The following is an 18347-nucleotide window of genomic DNA, read 5'->3' on the forward strand; positions in this document are numbered from 1 at the left end:
CGCTACCTTTTTGCTTTTTGTAACCAACGATCTAATGAATTAGCAAAATTCTGCTTATCTTTGTCTGAAAATTTATTTGGTCCTCCACTGATTTGGCCAACACTACGTAGTTCCTCTGCCAGATTGCGCATTGCAAGCCTTTGTCTGACATTGTCAGCTGTATATAGCTCACCACGAGGGTTTAGTGCTATGATGCCTTTTTCCACTAATTCCGCGGCCAATGGAATATCTTGAGTGATGACAAGATCCTTTAAGGCAACGTGCTGGCTAATGTAGTTATCAGCAACGTCAAAGCCCTGTGATACTTGAACTGTTTTTACTAATGCTGTCCTTTTTACAGGAAGGGGGGAGTTTGCAACAAAGACAAGTTCGGTTTGTGTTCTTATACTTGCTCTTAATACCATTTCTCTTACAGATACTGGACAAGCATCTGCATCAATCCAAATTGTCATAGTCATTCCTTGATCTTTAAAAGTTAAATATAACAAAAAAAATATTATTAATTAACCATTATATTTCACTCATTATTTAATCTTAAATTCGAATGTTTTATTAAATATCAATTGGTTAGGTGTTTTTTTGTTGTGTTGCTGGCTTACAGTCTGAAGCTCATTATTTTCAGAATATACGATTGCTTTTTCTTTTTGGTCATTACCGGTGTAATCGTAAAGATTAATCATAGTGATGGCTTTGATAATGACGTGTTAAAAGTGCTGTTGATGGTATAGAAGAAAGCCTTTCATTGAATAAGCTGTGTTTGTTTGAGAATTAGTTTAAGAGGGAATAGTGCACACATGTTTATGCTAGTTTAAATACATCACTGCAAGGTCGTTTGCTTATTTTTACAAACAAACACATTCCTAGTTTCTTACTTTTCTACTAAATAATATTAATTCACATTCTTTTATGTGTCTATCTTATTGATAAATAAATATTTTAATTTATTGTTACGAATATATTTAATGTTTTTTTTATATTTTAATTAAATACCTATTGACACCTTTTTAAACCCATATATAATCTTTTTTAGCTTGAAAGTTCGTTTTATATTTATGTACTTTGTTCCGTATTAATGTACCGAATCCTATACATCATAAGTAATAGCAACACTTCTAGCCAACTGCCTTGATTTTTAAGGTTAAATTACTCAAATATATTAGGATATACACATGTCTACTACTACTGGTACAGTTAAATGGTTCAACGAATCTAAAGGTTTTGGTTTCATCGAGCAAGAAAACGGCCCTGACGTTTTCGCACATTTCTCTGCTATCGCAAGCACTGGTTTTAAAACTCTTGCTGAAGGCCAAAAAGTACAGTTTACTGTTACTCAAGGTCAAAAAGGTCCTCAAGCAGAAAACATCGTAGCTCTTTAATATTGCTTCGATGAGCGTTTATCGCTCATTCTGATTGAAAAAAAGGTAGGTTACTGACTTGCCTTTTTTTATACCTAAAAGAAAATATTTTATATCACGAACCCACTCAGCTACCTCTTAGCAATTAACATCACTACTTTTTTATTGTTACACCTCTTCATTGTTATTATATCAATACCATTTTCAGTCGTAGGTAGTTACAAGACGTCGTATATTGTCAATAAATGCTTTTATCAATTAAAACTGCCTCTATAGTTGTACTCGAACATCTCGAGCAGATGATAGATATGATCTTGCAAGTAATTAACGACAGCAATTCTATTCATTACTGTTATAAAGCCTTATAAATAGGCGTAAAGCCCCTTTCTAGCTAGTTTCGACTTTGTTCACTTACCGTCTGCTTGTTTTGTATCTTGAATGGCAATAGGCTTATATACAGATCCAATAAAATATTTGGCTTCACTAGGCACAATAAGAATATTTTGATTAGAAGGCGTAAACTTAAGCTATTAATTACGTATTAATTTTCGCTTTTCAAAGGGCAATATAACGGTGAATATTGAACCTTTACCTATTTCACTACTGACTTTAATTTCACCATTATGTTGGTGAATAATTGAATAGCTGATTGATAGCCCTAACCCTGTTCCTTTCCCTAACGCTTTTGTTGTATAGAATGGGGTAAATATATCGTTGATTTTATTAGGATCAATACCAGATCCCGAGTCTGATACTTGAATGTATAAGTTGTTATCTTGTACATGAGATTTGAAGAAAACAACTTTATTCTGTGATGTTTCAACTGAATCTTTTGCATTTATTAATAAATTAATAAGTACCTGTTCAATTTGTGTCTTGTTACAAAATAAAGCTGGTAGAGAAGGTGGAATGACTTGCCTTAGTTCAACATTATCCTGATTGTATTGATTAATAACTATGCCAATCACATTACTGAAAATAGTATTTGGGATTTCCTTCTGATAATTATCCAATTCACTATCTCGTCCAAAACTACCGACTTGTTTGACTATTTTTTCTATTCGATCACTTTGTTCTACGATCGCTTTACAGCTTTTCTCAAGTAAATGGTAATTCCCATTATGTAAATTATCTAGACACATATCGGTGTGTATACAGATAACTTGTAAAGGTTGATTTATTTCATGTGCAATACCAGCTGCTATCTCGCCTAATGAGGCCAACTTATTAGACTGAATAAGCTTTGTTTGGCTATTTTTCCATTCTTCATTAATGCGCTTATATTCTTCTTTATCCGTAATATGTTTTTTATTCATGCTGTAGTATAAAGTTAATAACTTCACTGTAATTGCAGCCAGCAATGAAATAAGCAATGAGAAAATAAGGAATAAATCACCATTTGGAGGAGATATATGCGACCAAATCATAAGTTGCCATTGATGCCCATACAAAGAGATTGTGAGTTGATTGGTAATGTCATTAATGTGTGTTTTTTCTGGCAGAGAACTAAATAATGTAATCCCATTTTCAGACAAAGCAAAAGGCTTGGTTATCTGATAGGTATCTATTTTATGCCTCATTAACATATCTATACTTAATGATACTTCGATATAGCCTGTCAGCACCTGTTCTATGATCAAGGGAAATTGTAAATTAAGTTCTAATTTATTATCCTCGGAATAACTAGAACGGCTAGTATAAACAAAGGTTGAAATAACCTTTTCTTTTTCCATGGGGAGGTGACTACGAGCCCGTAACTGTTGCTTTCTAAGCATGGGATCTGAGTGCTCAATCAGATCACCTGATGGTAACGAAAATTTACTTTGCTCAATCAGTGGGAATAATTGTATTTTTTTAATAGTCCGGTTGATGCGTTTTAATACATTTGTATCACTTTGCCAGTGTTGATTAAGGTCTTCAAGAGTTAACCATCTGTTGATCACTAATTGAATTATTTCAGCATTATTTTCAATTGCCCCTCGAATATTAAAACTAATACTTTTACCTTCAATTTCAATATTGTTTTGTTGTACTTTGGTTTCTTCTTTAATAAGTTGTGCTGAAATAAAGTATGAAATACTTAACCCAATTAAAAAAACAAAAACACAGTAAATATTTGACTTCAATTTATTTCCTTAAACCATCTAATGCTATATCACTCTAGATTAGGCATAATACGTTAAATTTATAGATTTTGAGATCAAAGCGATCATTATTGAGATTAAAGGCAAGGAATTTAAATGACAGCGTTAGGTTTTACTACAAAAATAGTGCATGCGGACCATCAATTAGGATTAGAAGCAGGTGCCGTTCATGCTCCAATACATAACTCAGTACCATTTGGTTTTAAAGATGTTCAAGGGTTAATTGACGTATTCCAAGGTCAGCCTGGTCATGCTTATGCTCGTTCTTCAACACCCACTTTAGACGCTTTATGTAAAAAAATTCAAAAGATAGATAACGGTATAGCAACGGCTGTTTTTTCCTGTGGTATGTCAGCTATAGTGGCTACGTTTTTGACACTTTTAAAATCTGGCGATCATTTAATTTGTAGTCGATTTTTATTTGGCAATACAACATCGCTTTTAGGAACGTTACAGGACTATGGTATCGATGTGACATTAGTTGATGCAACGGATATCAATGACGTCGCTGCTGCGCTAAACAGTAATACAAAAATGGTTTTTGTAGAAACTATTGCTAACCCAGTAACTCAAGTGAGTGCGTTAGCTGAAATTGGCGATTTGTGTGAAGCCAATGGTCTTGTGTATGTTATTGATAATACAATTACTTCAAGCTACTTATTCGATGCGACTAGCGTTAAAGCAAGTTTAATTGTCACTTCATTATCTAAATATGTTGCCGGTCACGGTAATGCGATGGGGGGATCTGTTACGGACACTGGTTTATTTAATTGGGAACACTATCCAAACATTTATGAAGGTTATCGTAAAGGTGATACTAAAATGTGGGGGATCAGCCAAATTAAGAAAAAAGGATTACGTGATATGGGAGCTTGTTTAAGCTCACAGGGGGCACACCTTATTTCAGTTGGCAGTGAAACTATGGAGTTACGCATGGATCGCCAAGCTATTAATACAATGGCGCTAGCTAAATTGTTAGATGCACATCCTAAAGTGGCTAAGGTTTATTACCCTGGCTTAGAAAATCATCCTCAACATCAACGCGCTAAAGCATTATTTAATGGATATGGTGCACTATTAAGTTTTGATTTAATTGATAGTATTGATTGTTGTGATTTTTTGAATAAATTAAATCTAGTCATTAGTGCAACACATCTAGGTGATAACCGCACCTTAGCATTACCTGTTGCTCCAACGATATACTTTGAAATGGGACTAGCGCTGCGTCAACAAATGGGGATCAGTGAAAATATGATCCGTTGTTCAATTGGCATTGAAAATACAGCTGACTTGATTGCTGACTTTGAACAAGCATTGGCATAATCACCAGTCATAAAAAAGAGGTTACGGCCTCTTTTTTGTATGTTTGGATTAATAGTAATGATTCATTTTATTGTTTTTGGCTTAAGTTTGTTATTACTCTCCGTTGACGTTATTGCAAAGGAAAGTAGCTCCGATACAGAGTTAAGAACACAGGGATATACACTTGCGAATTATGAAGTCTGTCATTTATTAGCAAAACAAAACAATGACCCTGTAATGCGTTTTTATTATGCAGAAATGCATGAGTTAAGCCAGCTTGAATATCAAGGCTACACTGAAGATAAATTACAGGCGATTGAAAAAGAAAGAACTAAAGCACTCTCTTTATTAAGAAAAGTGAGCAGCACTAGTATGTTCCAGCTCTGCTCAAATAGGTTTGATCCTGTTTCCCGTCAGCATTATCAAATAAAGTTATCTGAACAATAAAGTGAAGAGTAAGGCAGATATTAAGACAGACAATAAGGTGTTAGGTATCAGTAGATATTTTGTCTGTTTAATTAACCTACTTGCTTTACTCTTCTTTCACTTCACCCCAGACTGCTGCAGGGTCAACCATTGTTGACTCTTGATCCGCAGACTCCGTTTCTTTCTTTTGTTTTGGTTTTACTTTTACGGTTTCAATTGCAGGCGTTTCTTCAGATTCTTTTTTTACTTCTGCTTTTTTAACTCGTATTATATTACCCGCTAATTTATATCCGTTTAATTGTTTAATAGCAGCTTTTGCTTCACCTACTTTAGGCATTTCAACAAAAGCAAACCCCTTTGAAGCACCTGTTTCTTTATCTAATACCAGATTACAAGATTGTATATTGCCGTGCTCTTTAAACAGAGACAGTAGTTTTTCTTCGGTGGTAGCTTTTGCTAGATTACGGACTAATAATTTCATTGGAACTCACTTAATTGGATAATTTCTCTTATTTTAGCAGGAACTTAAATTGATTGCTGATTAAAGCGTAATGAATAAAGCTTATATGTTATTTTCTGATAAAAGGATGTAACAAAAAGTGCGTATTTATCTATGTTGTCAATTTTATTAGTCAAAGTGGATGATTCAGTAATAACCATTTCACTCTTAGGTATTGCACCTGTTATGTGAACCTAGGTCCTGATTGACTAAGTTGTTTGTTGATATTTATATTTCATTATGTAGATGCCTCGAGGATTAAAAATGTTTTTATTGAACGGCTGTATACAAGATGGAAGTGCATGTTAACCCTAACTTAACCTTGTGAAAATTATAATATTAGATGTCTGATAGGTGGGGGAGTGAAAGTCGTTATCATAACAAAAAGTTAAGTTTACAATTTCACTGGGCTGTATTACTTCACTCATATCCTGTTGAGGTTATTAATTGGGGCGGGGGGAAGTGGAGTGAATGGTATGATTTAATCCTTTTTTACAGACAATTACACCTTATCAAAATACCGCATCATTTTTAAAAAAATTCAAGTGGAGAAAAAATTGAAACAAATACAGCCAATTTTAGGGCGCAAAGGCACATTGCTGTTTTTAGTCATCATTAGTGCTTTCCCTCCGCTAACGATGGACCTTTACCTACCCGCATTGCCACAAATGGTCGAGGTATTAAATACTAATCAAGCAATGGTCAATTTAACGTTAAGTGCCTATTTTGTCACCTATGCAATTGGGTTACTCTTCTGGGGACCCTTAAGTGAAAAATTTGGCCGTAAACCGATCCTATTAACCGGTATCATTATTTATATCTTTGCCAGTGTATTTTGTGGTTTATCGGCTTCAGTTGAACATTTAATTTTTTCTCGTATTTTCCAAGCTTTTGGGGGGAGTGCTATCACAGTGGTCGCTACCGCAATTATTAAAGATCTTTATGATGGCAGAGAGCGCGAGAAAATCATGGCAACGATTATGTCATTAGTGATTATTGCACCGATGGTTGCTCCAGTTTTAGGTGCATTTTTGTTAAAAGTTGCTTCTTGGCACATGATGTTTTTTACGCTTGCTGCATTTGGTTTGTTTGCTACGTTATTTGCACTCTGTTACCGCGAAACACTTGTCTCTCGATACACTGGCTCTATGTTGCGTTCATGGGGACGTTTGGGAACAGTATTAAAAAAACCTCAATTTGTTTCACTATTAGCCGTTTTTTCGATTGTACCAATGGCTCTAATGGCTTTTTTAGCCGCTGGTTCTTACATCTATATTAATCACTTTGGACTAACTGAGCAGGAATTTAGTTATGCATTTGCCTTTAATGCCTTTTTTGCTTCATTTGGACCGGTTATTTATATCAAGCTATCAAAAATCATTAACGTACAAAAAATAATTACAGGTTGTTTTTTACTATTAACGGTCTGTGGTTGTATAACTTACACCTACGGATTTTCATCACCTTGGTTATTTGCTTTTTTAGCGGGACCCGCCACGTTATCAGTGATCATGATGAGAATACCTGGTACTAATCTAATGTTAGATCAACATAATAGCGATACAGGCTCAGTTGTCGCTATTATCCAATTTTTAAGCATGATTTTTGGGGCATTAGGAATGACATTAGTATCGCTACGACCTGAGTCATTAATCGAAAATCTAGGCTTAATCCAATTAATTATTGGCGTAACGGGAGGAGGACTTTGGTTGTTGATAAAAAATCGTCCACATGTTGCTGATAAACTAGTTAAAGTTGTTGGCTAATACATTAATTATGCGGTTTATCTTGCTCACCGCGTTGCTGTTAAAGAATCATCGCCGCTAAAAATATTTTAAAGGCGATGACGCTAGGGTGTTTAATGCATTGCTTATTTGGCATCGAGAATGTTTTGTCTCATTGAACGATTAAAAGTGCCCCTTTGTTGTAAAATTGAACGTAATAGGAAATGAATTAGTTTTCTCAATTTGCTATAGTTCAGCGAAATTTACAAATCACTCATTTTCGCAAAATATAATTATGTACATAGCTATGCGCGTAACTGTGCATGTAGTTATCTACATATTAAGAGAAAACTAAAAATGGCAGACGCTAAGTTCTTAGAAGCCGTCAACTGTAGACGCACATTCGCAATCATATCTCACCCTGATGCTGGTAAAACAACGATCACAGAAAAAGTACTTTTATTCGGTAATGCGTTACAAAAAGCAGGAACAGTTAAAGGTAAAAAGTCTGGACAGCATGCAAAGTCTGACTGGATGGAGATGGAAAAAGATCGTGGTATTTCTATCACTACATCGGTAATGCAATTTCCCTATGGCGGTGGCTTAGTTAACTTACTTGATACACCTGGGCATGAAGATTTCTCTGAAGATACTTACCGTACGTTAACCGCTGTTGATTCTTGTTTAATGGTCATCGATGCCGCAAAAGGTGTTGAGAAACGTACTATTAAATTAATGGAAGTAACCCGTTTACGTGATACACCAATCATCACTTTCATGAATAAATGTGACCGTGACACACGTGATCCCGTTGATTTGATGGATGAAGTTGAAGACGTACTTAATATTGCTTGTGCACCGATTACTTGGCCAATCGGTATGGGTAAAGAATTTAAAGGTGTTTATCATATATTACGTGATGAAGTTATTTTATATGAATCAGGACAAGGTCATACTATCCAAGATGTTCGTATCATTAAGGGATTAAATAACCCTGAAGTCGATAAAGCATTACCTAATCACGCGGATGATTTACGTGAAGAGATGGAGTTAGTCATTGGTGCATCTAATGAATTTGATCAGGCACTGTTCTTATCTGGTGAATTAACGCCTGTATATTTTGGTACGGCATTAGGTAACTTTGGTGTTGACCATGTCTTAGATGGCTTGGTTGAATGGGCGCCTAAGCCATTGCCAAGAGAAACAGTGCAACGTGTTGTACAGCCGACGGAAGAAGCATTTTCTGGTTTTATCTTTAAAATTCAAGCTAATATGGATCCAAAGCATCGTGATCGAATTGCATTTATGCGTATTTGCTCTGGTAAATATGAGAAAGGCATGAAAATGCACCACGTACGTACCGGGAAAATGGTCAGTATTTCAGATGCCGTAACCTTTATGGCGGGTGACCGCGCTGCAGCGGACGAATCATTTTCAGGTGATATTATTGGTTTACATAACCACGGTACAATTCAAATCGGCGATACATTTACCACTGGTGAAGATCTTAAATTTACTGGTATTCCAAACTTCGCGCCTGAAATGTTCCGTCGTATCCGTTTAAAAGATCCTCTAAAGCAAAAGCAATTATTGAAAGGATTAATGCAATTATCTGAAGAGGGGGCTGTTCAAGTATTCCGTCCATTACGTAGTAACGATTTGATCGTTGGTGCGGTTGGGGTATTGCAGTTCGAAGTAGTTGTGCAACGCTTAAAATCAGAATATAAGGTCGATGCTATTTACGAAGGTATTAGTGTGGCGACCGCATTATGGGTGGATTGCGATAATCCAGTTAAAATGGCAGAATTCGAGAAAAAAGCATTCGATAACTTAGCATTAGACGGTAGTAATAATTTAACTTACGTTGCACCAACAATGGTAAACTTAAACTTAGCGATTGAGCGTTATCCGGATGTACGTTTCCGTAAAACGCGTGAACACTAATTAAGTCTTGTTTATTAGCTATTGTTTATTAAGAATGTTTATTCAATATCGTTCATTAGCTAAATGGCTCGGTAAAATTGAACTGGACCTATTGCAGATAAACAGTAAATTGTTACAACAATAAAGCGTCTTAGGACGCTTTTTCTTTTTATTACCCGATCATACGTTGTCTATCTCTTCTGACATTTCCTGGCATACCCCTTGTATAGACTGTGTCGTTATTTTTATATAAATTTTCTTTGCTGAGTTTATATCTCAGCGTATTATGGAACAATGTCATAATCAATCACTGTAGGCCCTTAGAACAAGGTGGAATATGTTTATTGATAGCCATTGTCATTTTAATTTTGAACACTTTAAAGTTAACCGTAAATTGCTTATGTTTGCACTTAAAAATGCTCACATCAATAAACTCATTATTCCTGGTACAGATGCGCAACGTTGGCCTGAAATCATCCAATTAACGGAACAATATGAGGGTTTATATTTTGCGTTAGGGCTTCATCCTCATTTTTTAACTGACTTCGAACCACAACAGCTTGTCCAACTTGAGCAACTGTTAATTAAAACGTGTCAACAAACAGGAAGTAAATGTGTTGCGCTAGGGGAAATTGGTCTAGATAAGCTCATTGATAGCGAGTTAGCCTTACAAGAAAGCGTGTTCTTAGCGCAACTTGACATTGCCCAGTCATTAAAACTTCCGGTTATTTTACATGTCGTAAAAACACAATCCCGAGTATTGGAGTTATTGAAGCAGGCAGGTTTTAGTTATGGAGGGGTTTACCATGCTTTTTCAGGAAGTGTTGAAATAGCCAACGAGTTCATTAAATTAGGTTTTAAGTTAGGTATCGGAGGTGTGATCACCTATCCAAGTGCTAAGAAAACCAGAAGTGCATTACAACAATTGCCTCTTGCAAGCTTAATCTTAGAGACCGATGCACCTGATATGCCTGTATATCAACAAATTTCGACAAGTAATTCGCCTGCTAATTTACCGATCATCTTTAATGCACTTTGTGAACTGCGTGAAGAGTCAGCAAGCGTGCTTGAACACCAACTTTATAATAACACCTTAAGCATTTTCTCTATAGACGATGACTAATGCTATTAACTAGCGTAAAATAGCCGCTTTTCTAAATACAGTTAGTGAAACATTGTTTCCAGAATAAGGTGATGGTTAATGACTCAATATCCAATGACAGCAAAAGGCGCTGATATTTTGCGTGCTGAATTAGAGCAATTAAAAACAGTAAAACGTCCTGAAATTGTTCACGCTATTGCTGAAGCCCGTGAACATGGTGATTTAAAAGAAAATGCTGAATACCATGCTGCGCGTGAGCAACAAGGGTTTTGTGAGGGCCGCATTCAAGATATCGAAGCGAAGTTATCAAATGCACAAATTATTGATGTAAGTAAAATTGCCAACAATGGTAAAGTTATTTTTGGTGCAACGGTAACGATTGTTAATGCAGAAACAGATGAAGAAGTTACGTATCAAATCGTTGGTGATGACGAATCTGATATTAAAAAGAACTTAATTTCAATCAACTCACCGATTGCACGTGGTTTAATTGGGAAAAGTGTAGATGATGAAATCTCTATTACAACACCGGGTGGTGTAATAGATTATGATATTATCAAAGTTGATTATATTGCTTTGTGATAGATAATAAAAAGCCCAGATTATCTGGGCTTTTTATTAGAAAAATAGTATTAAACGCAAACTATTTACGTGGTAATTCTATTTTCTTAGCTTCACTTGGGCGGAATAAAACAACTATATGTCCAATTTTAGCAATTGCAAGTGACTCTGTTTCACGCACAATTGCATCGATAATGAGTTGTTTTGTTTCACGATCATCGGTCGCTATTTTTACTTTAATTAATTCATGGTGGCTAATAGCGTTTTCAATCTCAGCTAATACACCTTCGGTTAAGCCATTTTGTCCCAGTAATACAACTGGTTTTAAAGGATGAGCTAAGCCTTTTAAAAATTGTTTCTGTTTGTTTGATAATTTCATGCAAATATCTTTCATTAAGGGTTGAAAACGGTTCATTCTACCCTTAAATATTAACCTTTACTATTTAGATTATTATTTATCCTAACTATTCATCCACTAAAGGAAGTAATTGTGGCAAAACCAGACAGTACAAATCGTCTTAAAAAGAGTGCATCGGGCAGTTCAAAAAGATGGATGCATGAGCATGTAAATGATTTTTATGTGAAAGAAGCTAATAAACAAGGTTTACGTTCACGTGCTGTTTTTAAATTGGATGAAATTAACGGTAAAGACAAACTTATCCGCTCTGGTATGACTGTTGTCGATTTAGGCGCAGCACCGGGAAGTTGGTCACAATGGGCTGTTGATAAAGTGGGCGCAAAGGGTAAAGTAATTGCCTGTGATATATTACCAATGGATTCAATTGCAGGTGTGGATTTTTTGCAAGGTGATTTTCGTGAAGAAGTGGTCTTAAATGCACTACTACAACGTATTGGTGATAACAAGGTTGATGTGGTGTTATCGGATATGGCACCCAATATGAGTGGCAATACGGGTATTGATCAACCCAAATCGATGTATTTAGTTGAGCTAGCATTAGAAATGTGCCGAGATGTACTTGTGAAAGACGGTAGTTTTATCGTTAAAGTATTTATGGGAGCAGAGTATGAATTCTATATTAACGAAGTGCGAAAACTATTTAAATCCGTCAAAACAAGAAAACCAGATTCTTCAAGAGCAAGATCGCGAGAAGTTTATTTAGTGGCGACTGGTTTTAAACTGTAGTAATCTGATTTAATATTATATTCTTTTCATTTTTAACATGAGGTTTACATCTTGAACGATATGGCAAAAAACCTGATATTGTGGTTAGTCATCGCAGTAGTCTTAATGTCTTTATTCCAAGGCTTTGGATCAGACGAAACAAAAAAATCACAAATCGACTACACCACTTTTAATAAAGAAGTAAGCCAAGGGCAGATCCAACAAGTACAAATTAATGGACAAGAAATTAAAGGGTTAAAAAGTAACCAAACACCGTTTGTTACTTATATCCCTGCGCCAGATTTAGACTTAATGAATTACCTTATTAAAAATGATGTAAAAGTAGAAGGAACGCCTCCAGAAGAAACTAGTTTCTTAGCGTCTATTTTTGTTTCATGGTTCCCTATGCTGTTATTAATTGGTGTTTGGATCTTCTTTATGCGCAATATGCAAGGTGGCGGTAAAGGCGGCGCAATGTCATTTGGTAAGAGTAAAGCTAAATTGATGGGCGAAGACCAAATTAAAACAACATTTGCTGATGTGGCTGGTTGTGATGAAGCCAAAGAAGATGTTGTGGAGCTGGTTGATTACTTAAAAGATTCAACTAAATTCCAAAAATTAGGTGGCCGTATTCCAACGGGGGTTTTATTAGTAGGTCCTCCTGGTACAGGTAAAACACTATTAGCTAAAGCGATTGCTGGTGAAGCTAAAGTACCATTCTTCTCAATCTCTGGTTCTGATTTTGTTGAAATGTTTGTCGGTGTGGGTGCATCTCGTGTGCGTGATATGTTTGAACAAGCAAAAAAATCAGCACCTTGTATTATCTTTATCGATGAAATTGATGCAGTAGGTCGTGCTCGTGGTGCTGGCATGGGTGGTGGTAATGATGAACGTGAGCAAACATTAAACCAAATGCTAGTTGAAATGGATGGTTTCGAAGGTAATGAAGGTATTATTGTGGTTGCTGCGACGAACCGTCCAGATGTACTCGATGCGGCCTTATTACGTCCAGGTCGTTTTGACCGTCAAGTTGTTGTTGGTTTACCTGATGTACGTGGTCGAGAGCAAATTCTAAAAGTGCATATGCGCAAAATACCACTCGATGAAGATGTGAAAGCAACTGTCCTAGCACGTGGTACACCTGGTTTCTCTGGTGCGGATTTAGCTAACTTAGTGAATGAAGCTGCATTGTTTGCTGCACGTGGTAACAAACGCACGGTGTCAAAAGAAGACTTCGAACAAGCGCGTGATAAAATATTAATGGGATCTGAACGTCGTAGTTTGGTGATGACGGTTAAAGATAAAGAATCAACTGCTTATCATGAAGCGGGACATGCGATTGTGGCTAAATTAGTACCACAGCATCATCCCATTCATAAAGTAACGATTATTCCTCGTGGGCGTGCTTTAGGGGTAACTCAGTTCTTGCCTGAAGGTGATCAAATCTCTCAAAACAAAGATGAGCTAGAAAGTAGTATCTCGGTTGCTTATGGTGGTCGTATTGCAGAAGAGCTTATTTACGGTGCACAAAAAGTATCAACGGGTGCATCACAGGATATCAAACAAGCTTCTGCTATTGCGCGAGCAATGGTAACTGAGTGGGGGTTTTCTGAAAAATTAGGCCCTATCCTATTAACGGGTGAGCAAGGTAGTTTACGTTCTAATGTTGTGTCGCATGAAACGGGCAAAGTGATTGATGATGAAGTAAAACTATTTATCGATACAAACTACAATCGCGCTTACAAGCTATTAACAGATAACATTGATATTTTACATGCAATGAAAGAAGCATTAATGAAATATGAGACTATCGATTCCAATCAAGTTGATGACTTAATGGCTCGTATAACTGTGCGTCCTCCAAGTGATTGGGATGACGAAAAAGAAGTTGAATCACTGAAAGAAAAAAAATCGACTATCGATATGGTTAAACCAAAAAAATCAACAATTGATATGGATAAGTCTGAAAAATTTAATATCGATATGGCTAGACCAGAGAAAAAGAAAGTAGACACTGAAAAAGATGTTGATCTTGAAAAGCCTGTTGATGTTGAAGCACCTGAAACGGTAGAAACAACTGAAACGTTAACTGATCAAGATAAAGACAATAAATAAAGTACTTATTGTTTCATTTCTCTAGAAAAACCTAAGCTTGCTTAGGTTTTTTTTAATCTTAATTCTGACTAATAAAAGTTCACTGCAATGATATTAACTAACGGTAAAAATAGACTTAACCTCGAACAACCCCAAATTATGGGGATTTTGAATGTTACACCGGATTCATTTTCCGATGGCGGGCAGTATGCACATATTGAACAAGCCGTCTCGCGTGCAAAAGAGATGGTTGAGCAGGGAGCGACGATTATTGATATCGGCGGCGAATCAACACGTCCTGGTGCAAGTGATGTTTTATTAAATGAAGAACTGGAACGGGTTATTCCTGTTATTGCCGCCATTAAAAAAGAACTTAATTGCTGGATCTCTGTTGATACTAGCAAAGCAAAAGTGATGACGGAAGCTGTCCAAGCGGGCGCTGATATTATCAACGATATACGTGCATTACGAGAAGAAGGGGCGTTAAAAGCTGCGGTTGATGCTGGGGTGCCTGTTTGCTTAATGCATATGCAAGGACAGCCAAGAAGTATGCAAACAGCACCTGATTATCAAGATGTAGTTGCGGAAGTAAAAACGTTTTTAATGGACCGCAGTAAGACCTGTATTGAAGCAGGCATTAAAGCTGAAAATATTATTCTCGATTTAGGTTTTGGATTTGGAAAGTCGTTACAGCATAATTTTGAATTGTTAAGGGCTACGCAGGAATTTATGGCGCTAGGTTTTCCTGTGTTGACAGGCGTTTCTCGTAAATCAATGTTTGGACAGCTTCTAAATCGTGATATAAATGAACGTTTGGCAGGCAGCTTAGCTGGGGCAATGATTGCTATGCAGCAGGGCTCAAAAATAATTCGTGTTCATGATGTTGCAGAGACGGTTGATGTCATGAAAGTATTAAAGCAGATAGGTACTTTTAATTAACTTAATTGGTATTACTCAACCACACTGATTAAGCACTCTATTTTACTGATCAACATGGCTTACGCCTTAAACTAAGACTTTTAATGCAAAGAATTTAGAGTACTTATTCAATGCAAAGAATTTAGAGTACTTATTCAATGTAAAGAATTTAGAGTACTTATTCAATGCAATTGTTATTACTGGTTATTATAAGAGCTTTTCAATGAAGAAAAAATATTTTGGTACTGATGGTATTCGCGGCAAAGTTGGTGAGTCTTTAATTACCCCTGAATTTGCATTAAAGCTAGGTTGGGCTGCTGGCCGAGTCTTAGCTAAATCAGGTAATAAAAAAGTATTAGTTGGTAAAGATCCTCGAATTTCAGGTTATATGCTCGAAGCTGCACTTCAAGCAGGGCTTACTTCCGCAGGGGTCATTCCTGTCTTAATGGGGCCTATGCCTACCCCTGCTGTTGCTTACTTAACACATACTTTTCGTGCTACTGCTGGTATCGTAATTAGTGCTTCTCATAACCCGTATTATGATAACGGTATTAAATTTTTCTCTGAGGAAGGACTTAAATTATCTGAAAAAGTAGAGTTAGAAATTGAAGCTGAAATCGATAAAGAATTAATTTGTGTCGATTGTAGTGAAATGGGAAAAGCTTATCGTATTAATGATGCGGCAGGTCGGTATATTGAGTTTTGTAAGAGTACTTTTCCTTCGCAGTACGATTTAAGTGGTCTTAAAATTGTTGTCGATTGTGCTAATGGCGCAACCTATCATATTGCGCCGTTAGTGATTAGTGAATTAGGTGCAGAAGTGATCACCATGGGCGTTCAGCCAAATGGTATTAATATTAACCTAAATTGCGGTGCGACTAGCATGGCTGCAATTGCTGAGCGTGTGATCAACGAAAAAGCTGATTTTGGTATCGCATTTGACGGTGATGGGGATCGTGTGATGATGGTTGATCATACTGGGTATGTACTTGATGGCGATGAGATATTGTACATTATCGCACGTGATAAATTACGCAAAGGTACTTTAAATGGAGGGGCTGTCGGCACAGTAATGTCCAACCTTGGTTTGGAGCAAGCATTAAAAACATTAGGTATTCCTTTCGATCGTTCTGATGTGGGTGACCGCCATGTAATGGAACTCATGAAAAAGAATGGTTGGAGTATTGGTTCGGAAATCTCAGGGCATGTTATTTGTGCCGATTATTTAGCGACAGGTGATGGTATTGTTTCTGGTTTGCAAGTGATCAGTGCGATGCAAGGTAGCCGAATGAATTTGCATGACTTACGACAAGGTATACGTAAATATCCTCAGATCGTTGAGAGTGTTCGCTATAATAATCAAATAGATCCGTTACAAGATAAAGATGTGTTAGAAGAACTGTCTCGTATCGAAGGATTATTAGGCAGCCGTGGTCGTGTTTTATTGAGAAAGTCAGGTACCGAGCCTGTATTTAGAGTTATGGTTGAAGCTGATGAAAGTGAAGAGCAAGTGATAGCCTATGCAAAATCATTGGCTAGCAAAGTAAAAGTTTAAGTATTTGTAAATGAGTCAAATAATAAAATCTATTTAAAATACTGTTAAAATAGAAAATGTTGATGCTTTTTTATGCGGTTTTGTAAAGAAGCACCAACAGTTATTAATTTGTATTAATATTCACTTGTGATCCGCACTTGCATTGGGTAGTATTCGTCCGCTTCTTTGTGAGAGCATAAAGTTTTAATAAGATAAATTAGGTAATATAAATATGTATGAAATACTGTTAGTTGTTTATTTAATTGTTTCAATTATTTTAGTTGGTTTTGTTTTAATCCAACAAGGTAAGGGAGCTGGCATGGGCGCTTCATTTGGCTCTGGCGCTTCTAATACAGTATTTGGTGCAGGTGGTTCTGGTAACTTCATGACACGTACTACGGGTATTTTAGCATTAGCATTTTTTGTATTAAGCTTAGTACTAGGTAACCTTTCTACACATAAAGTATCTGTAAACGATGACTTTTCAAACCTAGCGGTTGAAGAAGTTGTAGATGTACCAGTTGAAGTAGATACCTCGACTCAGATTCCTGAGTAATATTTTTAAAGCGGATATGGTGGAATTGGTAGACACGCAGCCTTGAGGGGGCTGTGGCTTAGGCCGTGAGAGTTCAAGTCTCTCTATCCGCACCAAACATTAGATTTTATATTGCACTGAGATCACACTTTATATATAATGACCTCGTTTTCAGCGTGATAGAAAATAAAAAGTAATAGAGTTTGAATATTCGTTAAAGCTTTAGCTTAAATATTTAAATGTATAGTTCGGACGCGAGATGGAGCAGTCTGGTAGCTCGTCGGGCTCATAACCCGAAGGTCGTAGGTTCAAATCCTGCTCTCGCAACCACATTTTAGTGTATGTTTTAAGAAAGGCTCATCGGGCCCAGTTCTTAATAAAACACTGGCGAAGGTCGTAGTTGTTAAATTGAACTCCCTGAACCACATTCGATATTGTAGTTTCCTATCGCAATATCTGTTTGATTTAATCAAACAAAACGAATGAAGCTCCAATTTATTGGGGCTTTTTTGTTATTTGCGTATTTGATTTTGTATTGAATACGTTTTACTGACAACTTATGTTTATCAAAAATAAACATAAGTTGTTATTTGGAATAGGGCTATATGCCCTTTTTTTGTTTCTGAAAGGGGATAGATTTGGCAAGTTTAGAAGAGCGTCTAACTGAAATGTTAGCGCCAAGTGTTGAAGATCTTGGCTATGAGTTAGTGGGCATTGAATACGTGCGTGCGGGTAAGCATTCGACATTACGTGTTTATATTGACCAAGAAGAAGGTATTTTAGTGGATGATTGTGCTGCTGTAAGCCGCCAAGTCAGCGCTATTATGGATGTTGAAGATCCAATCACTAACGAATACACATTAGAAGTATCTTCTCCAGGATTGGAAAGACCACTCTTTAACGCTGCACAATATGCTGCGTTTTTAGGTGAAGAAGTAAAAATACAACTACGTATGCCGATTCAAAATCGTCGTAGATGGAAAGGTGTGATCAGCAATGTTGATGGTGAAATCATTTGCATTGCAGTAGAGGGTAAAGAAGAGCGTTTTGCGCTGAGTAATATCCAAAAAGCGAACATAGTTCCGAAATTTGATTAATTAAGGCGTT

The 18347-nt window shown here is 36.5% G+C and carries 16 protein-coding genes, 2 tRNA genes and 1 pseudogene; 15 read left to right on the plus strand and 4 right to left on the minus strand.

Translation table 11 applies throughout. The features are described from left to right. Positions 1-2: 2 nt before the first annotated feature. Positions 3-452, minus strand: coding sequence for a YaiI/YqxD family protein (locus tag H5084_RS02695; RefSeq protein WP_028870217.1), 450 nt, complete (start codon positions 450-452; stop codon positions 3-5). 717 nt (positions 453-1169) lie between these two features. Here H5084_RS02695 and H5084_RS02700 point away from each other — a divergent pair. Next, on the plus strand, positions 1170-1376 hold the full coding sequence (locus H5084_RS02700; RefSeq protein WP_019613006.1) for a cold-shock protein: 207 nt from the start codon (positions 1170-1172) through the stop codon (positions 1374-1376). A 509-nt stretch (positions 1377-1885) separates the two neighbouring features. On the opposite strand, the gene H5084_RS02705 is transcribed toward H5084_RS02700, so the two are convergent. Continuing rightward, complete coding sequence (locus tag H5084_RS02705) at positions 1886-3481, minus strand: sensor histidine kinase (protein ID WP_182689458.1); 1596 nt, start codon at positions 3479-3481, stop codon at positions 1886-1888. Positions 3482-3595: 114 nt separating this feature from the next. Here H5084_RS02705 and H5084_RS02710 point away from each other — a divergent pair, with 114 nt between their 5' ends. Further along, complete coding sequence (locus H5084_RS02710; RefSeq protein ID WP_028870219.1) at positions 3596-4822, plus strand: cystathionine gamma-synthase family protein; 1227 nt, start codon at positions 3596-3598, stop codon at positions 4820-4822. A gap of 57 nt (positions 4823-4879) precedes the next feature. Next, a complete protein-coding gene (locus H5084_RS02715) occupies positions 4880-5248 on the plus strand; it encodes a hypothetical protein (RefSeq protein WP_182689459.1) in 369 nt (122 codons plus the stop codon). A gap of 85 nt (positions 5249-5333) precedes the next feature. Here H5084_RS02715 and H5084_RS02720 read toward each other — a convergent pair whose 3' ends face one another. Continuing rightward, entirely contained in the window at positions 5334-5708 is a 375-nt protein-coding gene (locus tag H5084_RS02720; RefSeq protein ID WP_084296340.1) for a hypothetical protein, read from the minus strand. Positions 5709-6283: 575 nt separating this feature from the next. Here H5084_RS02720 and H5084_RS02725 point away from each other — a divergent pair. The 4 genes from H5084_RS02725 to greA all read left to right on the plus strand — a co-directional run bounded on the left by H5084_RS02725 (position 6284) and on the right by greA (position 11057). Beyond that, entirely contained in the window at positions 6284-7492 is a 1209-nt protein-coding gene (locus H5084_RS02725) for a multidrug effflux MFS transporter (protein WP_182689460.1), read from the plus strand. A 315-nt stretch (positions 7493-7807) separates the two neighbouring features. Further along, complete coding sequence (gene prfC / locus H5084_RS02730; protein ID WP_182689461.1) at positions 7808-9394, plus strand: peptide chain release factor 3; 1587 nt, start codon at positions 7808-7810, stop codon at positions 9392-9394. A 316-nt stretch (positions 9395-9710) separates the two neighbouring features. Then, a complete protein-coding gene (locus H5084_RS02735; RefSeq protein ID WP_028867982.1) occupies positions 9711-10496 on the plus strand; it encodes a TatD family hydrolase in 786 nt (261 codons plus the stop codon). Between the two features lie 78 nt (positions 10497-10574). After that, entirely contained in the window at positions 10575-11057 is a 483-nt protein-coding gene (gene greA, locus H5084_RS02740; RefSeq protein WP_028867983.1) for a transcription elongation factor GreA, read from the plus strand. Between the two features lie 61 nt (positions 11058-11118). Here the strand turns inward: greA and yhbY are convergent, their stop codons facing one another. Next, positions 11119-11415, minus strand: a complete 297-nt coding sequence (gene yhbY / locus H5084_RS02745) for a ribosome assembly RNA-binding protein YhbY (protein ID WP_028867984.1) — start codon at positions 11413-11415, stop codon at positions 11119-11121. A gap of 111 nt (positions 11416-11526) precedes the next feature. Here yhbY and rlmE point away from each other — a divergent pair, with 111 nt between their 5' ends. From rlmE to rimP, 8 genes and pseudogenes are all read left to right on the plus strand, one after another. After that, positions 11527-12180, plus strand: a complete 654-nt coding sequence (gene rlmE, locus H5084_RS02750) for a 23S rRNA (uridine(2552)-2'-O)-methyltransferase RlmE (RefSeq protein WP_028867985.1) — start codon at positions 11527-11529, stop codon at positions 12178-12180. 51 nt (positions 12181-12231) lie between these two features. After that, a pseudogene (ftsH, locus tag H5084_RS02755) lies at positions 12232-14031 on the plus strand (ATP-dependent zinc metalloprotease FtsH); the annotation flags it as partial. 330 nt (positions 14032-14361) lie between these two features. Continuing rightward, positions 14362-15192: a dihydropteroate synthase gene (gene folP / locus H5084_RS02760; RefSeq protein ID WP_028867986.1), complete on the plus strand. Its 831-nt coding sequence runs from the start codon at positions 14362-14364 to the stop codon at positions 15190-15192. Positions 15193-15394: 202 nt separating this feature from the next. Further along, on the plus strand, positions 15395-16726 hold the full coding sequence (glmM, locus tag H5084_RS02765; RefSeq protein ID WP_028867987.1) for a phosphoglucosamine mutase: 1332 nt from the start codon (positions 15395-15397) through the stop codon (positions 16724-16726). A 211-nt stretch (positions 16727-16937) separates the two neighbouring features. Continuing rightward, a complete protein-coding gene (gene secG, locus H5084_RS02770; RefSeq protein ID WP_182689462.1) occupies positions 16938-17261 on the plus strand; it encodes a preprotein translocase subunit SecG in 324 nt (107 codons plus the stop codon). Positions 17262-17271: 10 nt separating this feature from the next. Next, a tRNA-Leu gene (locus H5084_RS02775) sits at positions 17272-17356 on the plus strand. 137 nt (positions 17357-17493) lie between these two features. After that, a tRNA-Met gene (locus tag H5084_RS02780) sits at positions 17494-17570 on the plus strand. A gap of 308 nt (positions 17571-17878) precedes the next feature. Beyond that, entirely contained in the window at positions 17879-18337 is a 459-nt protein-coding gene (gene rimP, locus H5084_RS02785; RefSeq protein WP_166371609.1) for a ribosome maturation factor RimP, read from the plus strand. The last annotated feature ends 10 nt before the right edge of the window (positions 18338-18347 follow it).

The organism is Psychromonas sp. SR45-3, from assembly GCF_014163575.1.
Taxonomy (GTDB): Bacteria; Pseudomonadota; Gammaproteobacteria; order Enterobacterales; family Psychromonadaceae; genus Psychromonas; species Psychromonas arctica.

Excerpts from the sequence above, each read along its gene's own strand:
- H5084_RS02695 (WP_028870217.1), bottom strand. The coding sequence starts at position 452 with ATGACAATTTGGATTGATGCAGATGCTTGTCCAGTATCTGTAAGAGAA.
- H5084_RS02700 (WP_019613006.1), top strand. The coding sequence starts at position 1,170 with ATGTCTACTACTACTGGTACAGTTAAATGGTTCAACGAATCTAAAGGT.
- H5084_RS02710 (WP_028870219.1), top strand. The coding sequence starts at position 3,596 with ATGACAGCGTTAGGTTTTACTACAAAAATAGTGCATGCGGACCATCAA.
- H5084_RS02715 (WP_182689459.1), top strand. The coding sequence starts at position 4,880 with ATGATTCATTTTATTGTTTTTGGCTTAAGTTTGTTATTACTCTCCGTT.
- H5084_RS02720 (WP_084296340.1), bottom strand. The coding sequence starts at position 5,708 with ATGAAATTATTAGTCCGTAATCTAGCAAAAGCTACCACCGAAGAAAAA.
- prfC (WP_182689461.1), top strand. The coding sequence starts at position 7,808 with ATGGCAGACGCTAAGTTCTTAGAAGCCGTCAACTGTAGACGCACATTC.
- H5084_RS02735 (WP_028867982.1), top strand. The coding sequence starts at position 9,711 with ATGTTTATTGATAGCCATTGTCATTTTAATTTTGAACACTTTAAAGTT.
- greA (WP_028867983.1), top strand. The coding sequence starts at position 10,575 with ATGACTCAATATCCAATGACAGCAAAAGGCGCTGATATTTTGCGTGCT.
- yhbY (WP_028867984.1), bottom strand. The coding sequence starts at position 11,415 with ATGAAATTATCAAACAAACAGAAACAATTTTTAAAAGGCTTAGCTCAT.
- folP (WP_028867986.1), top strand. The coding sequence starts at position 14,362 with ATGATATTAACTAACGGTAAAAATAGACTTAACCTCGAACAACCCCAA.
- glmM (WP_028867987.1), top strand. The coding sequence starts at position 15,395 with ATGAAGAAAAAATATTTTGGTACTGATGGTATTCGCGGCAAAGTTGGT.
- secG (WP_182689462.1), top strand. The coding sequence starts at position 16,938 with ATGTATGAAATACTGTTAGTTGTTTATTTAATTGTTTCAATTATTTTA.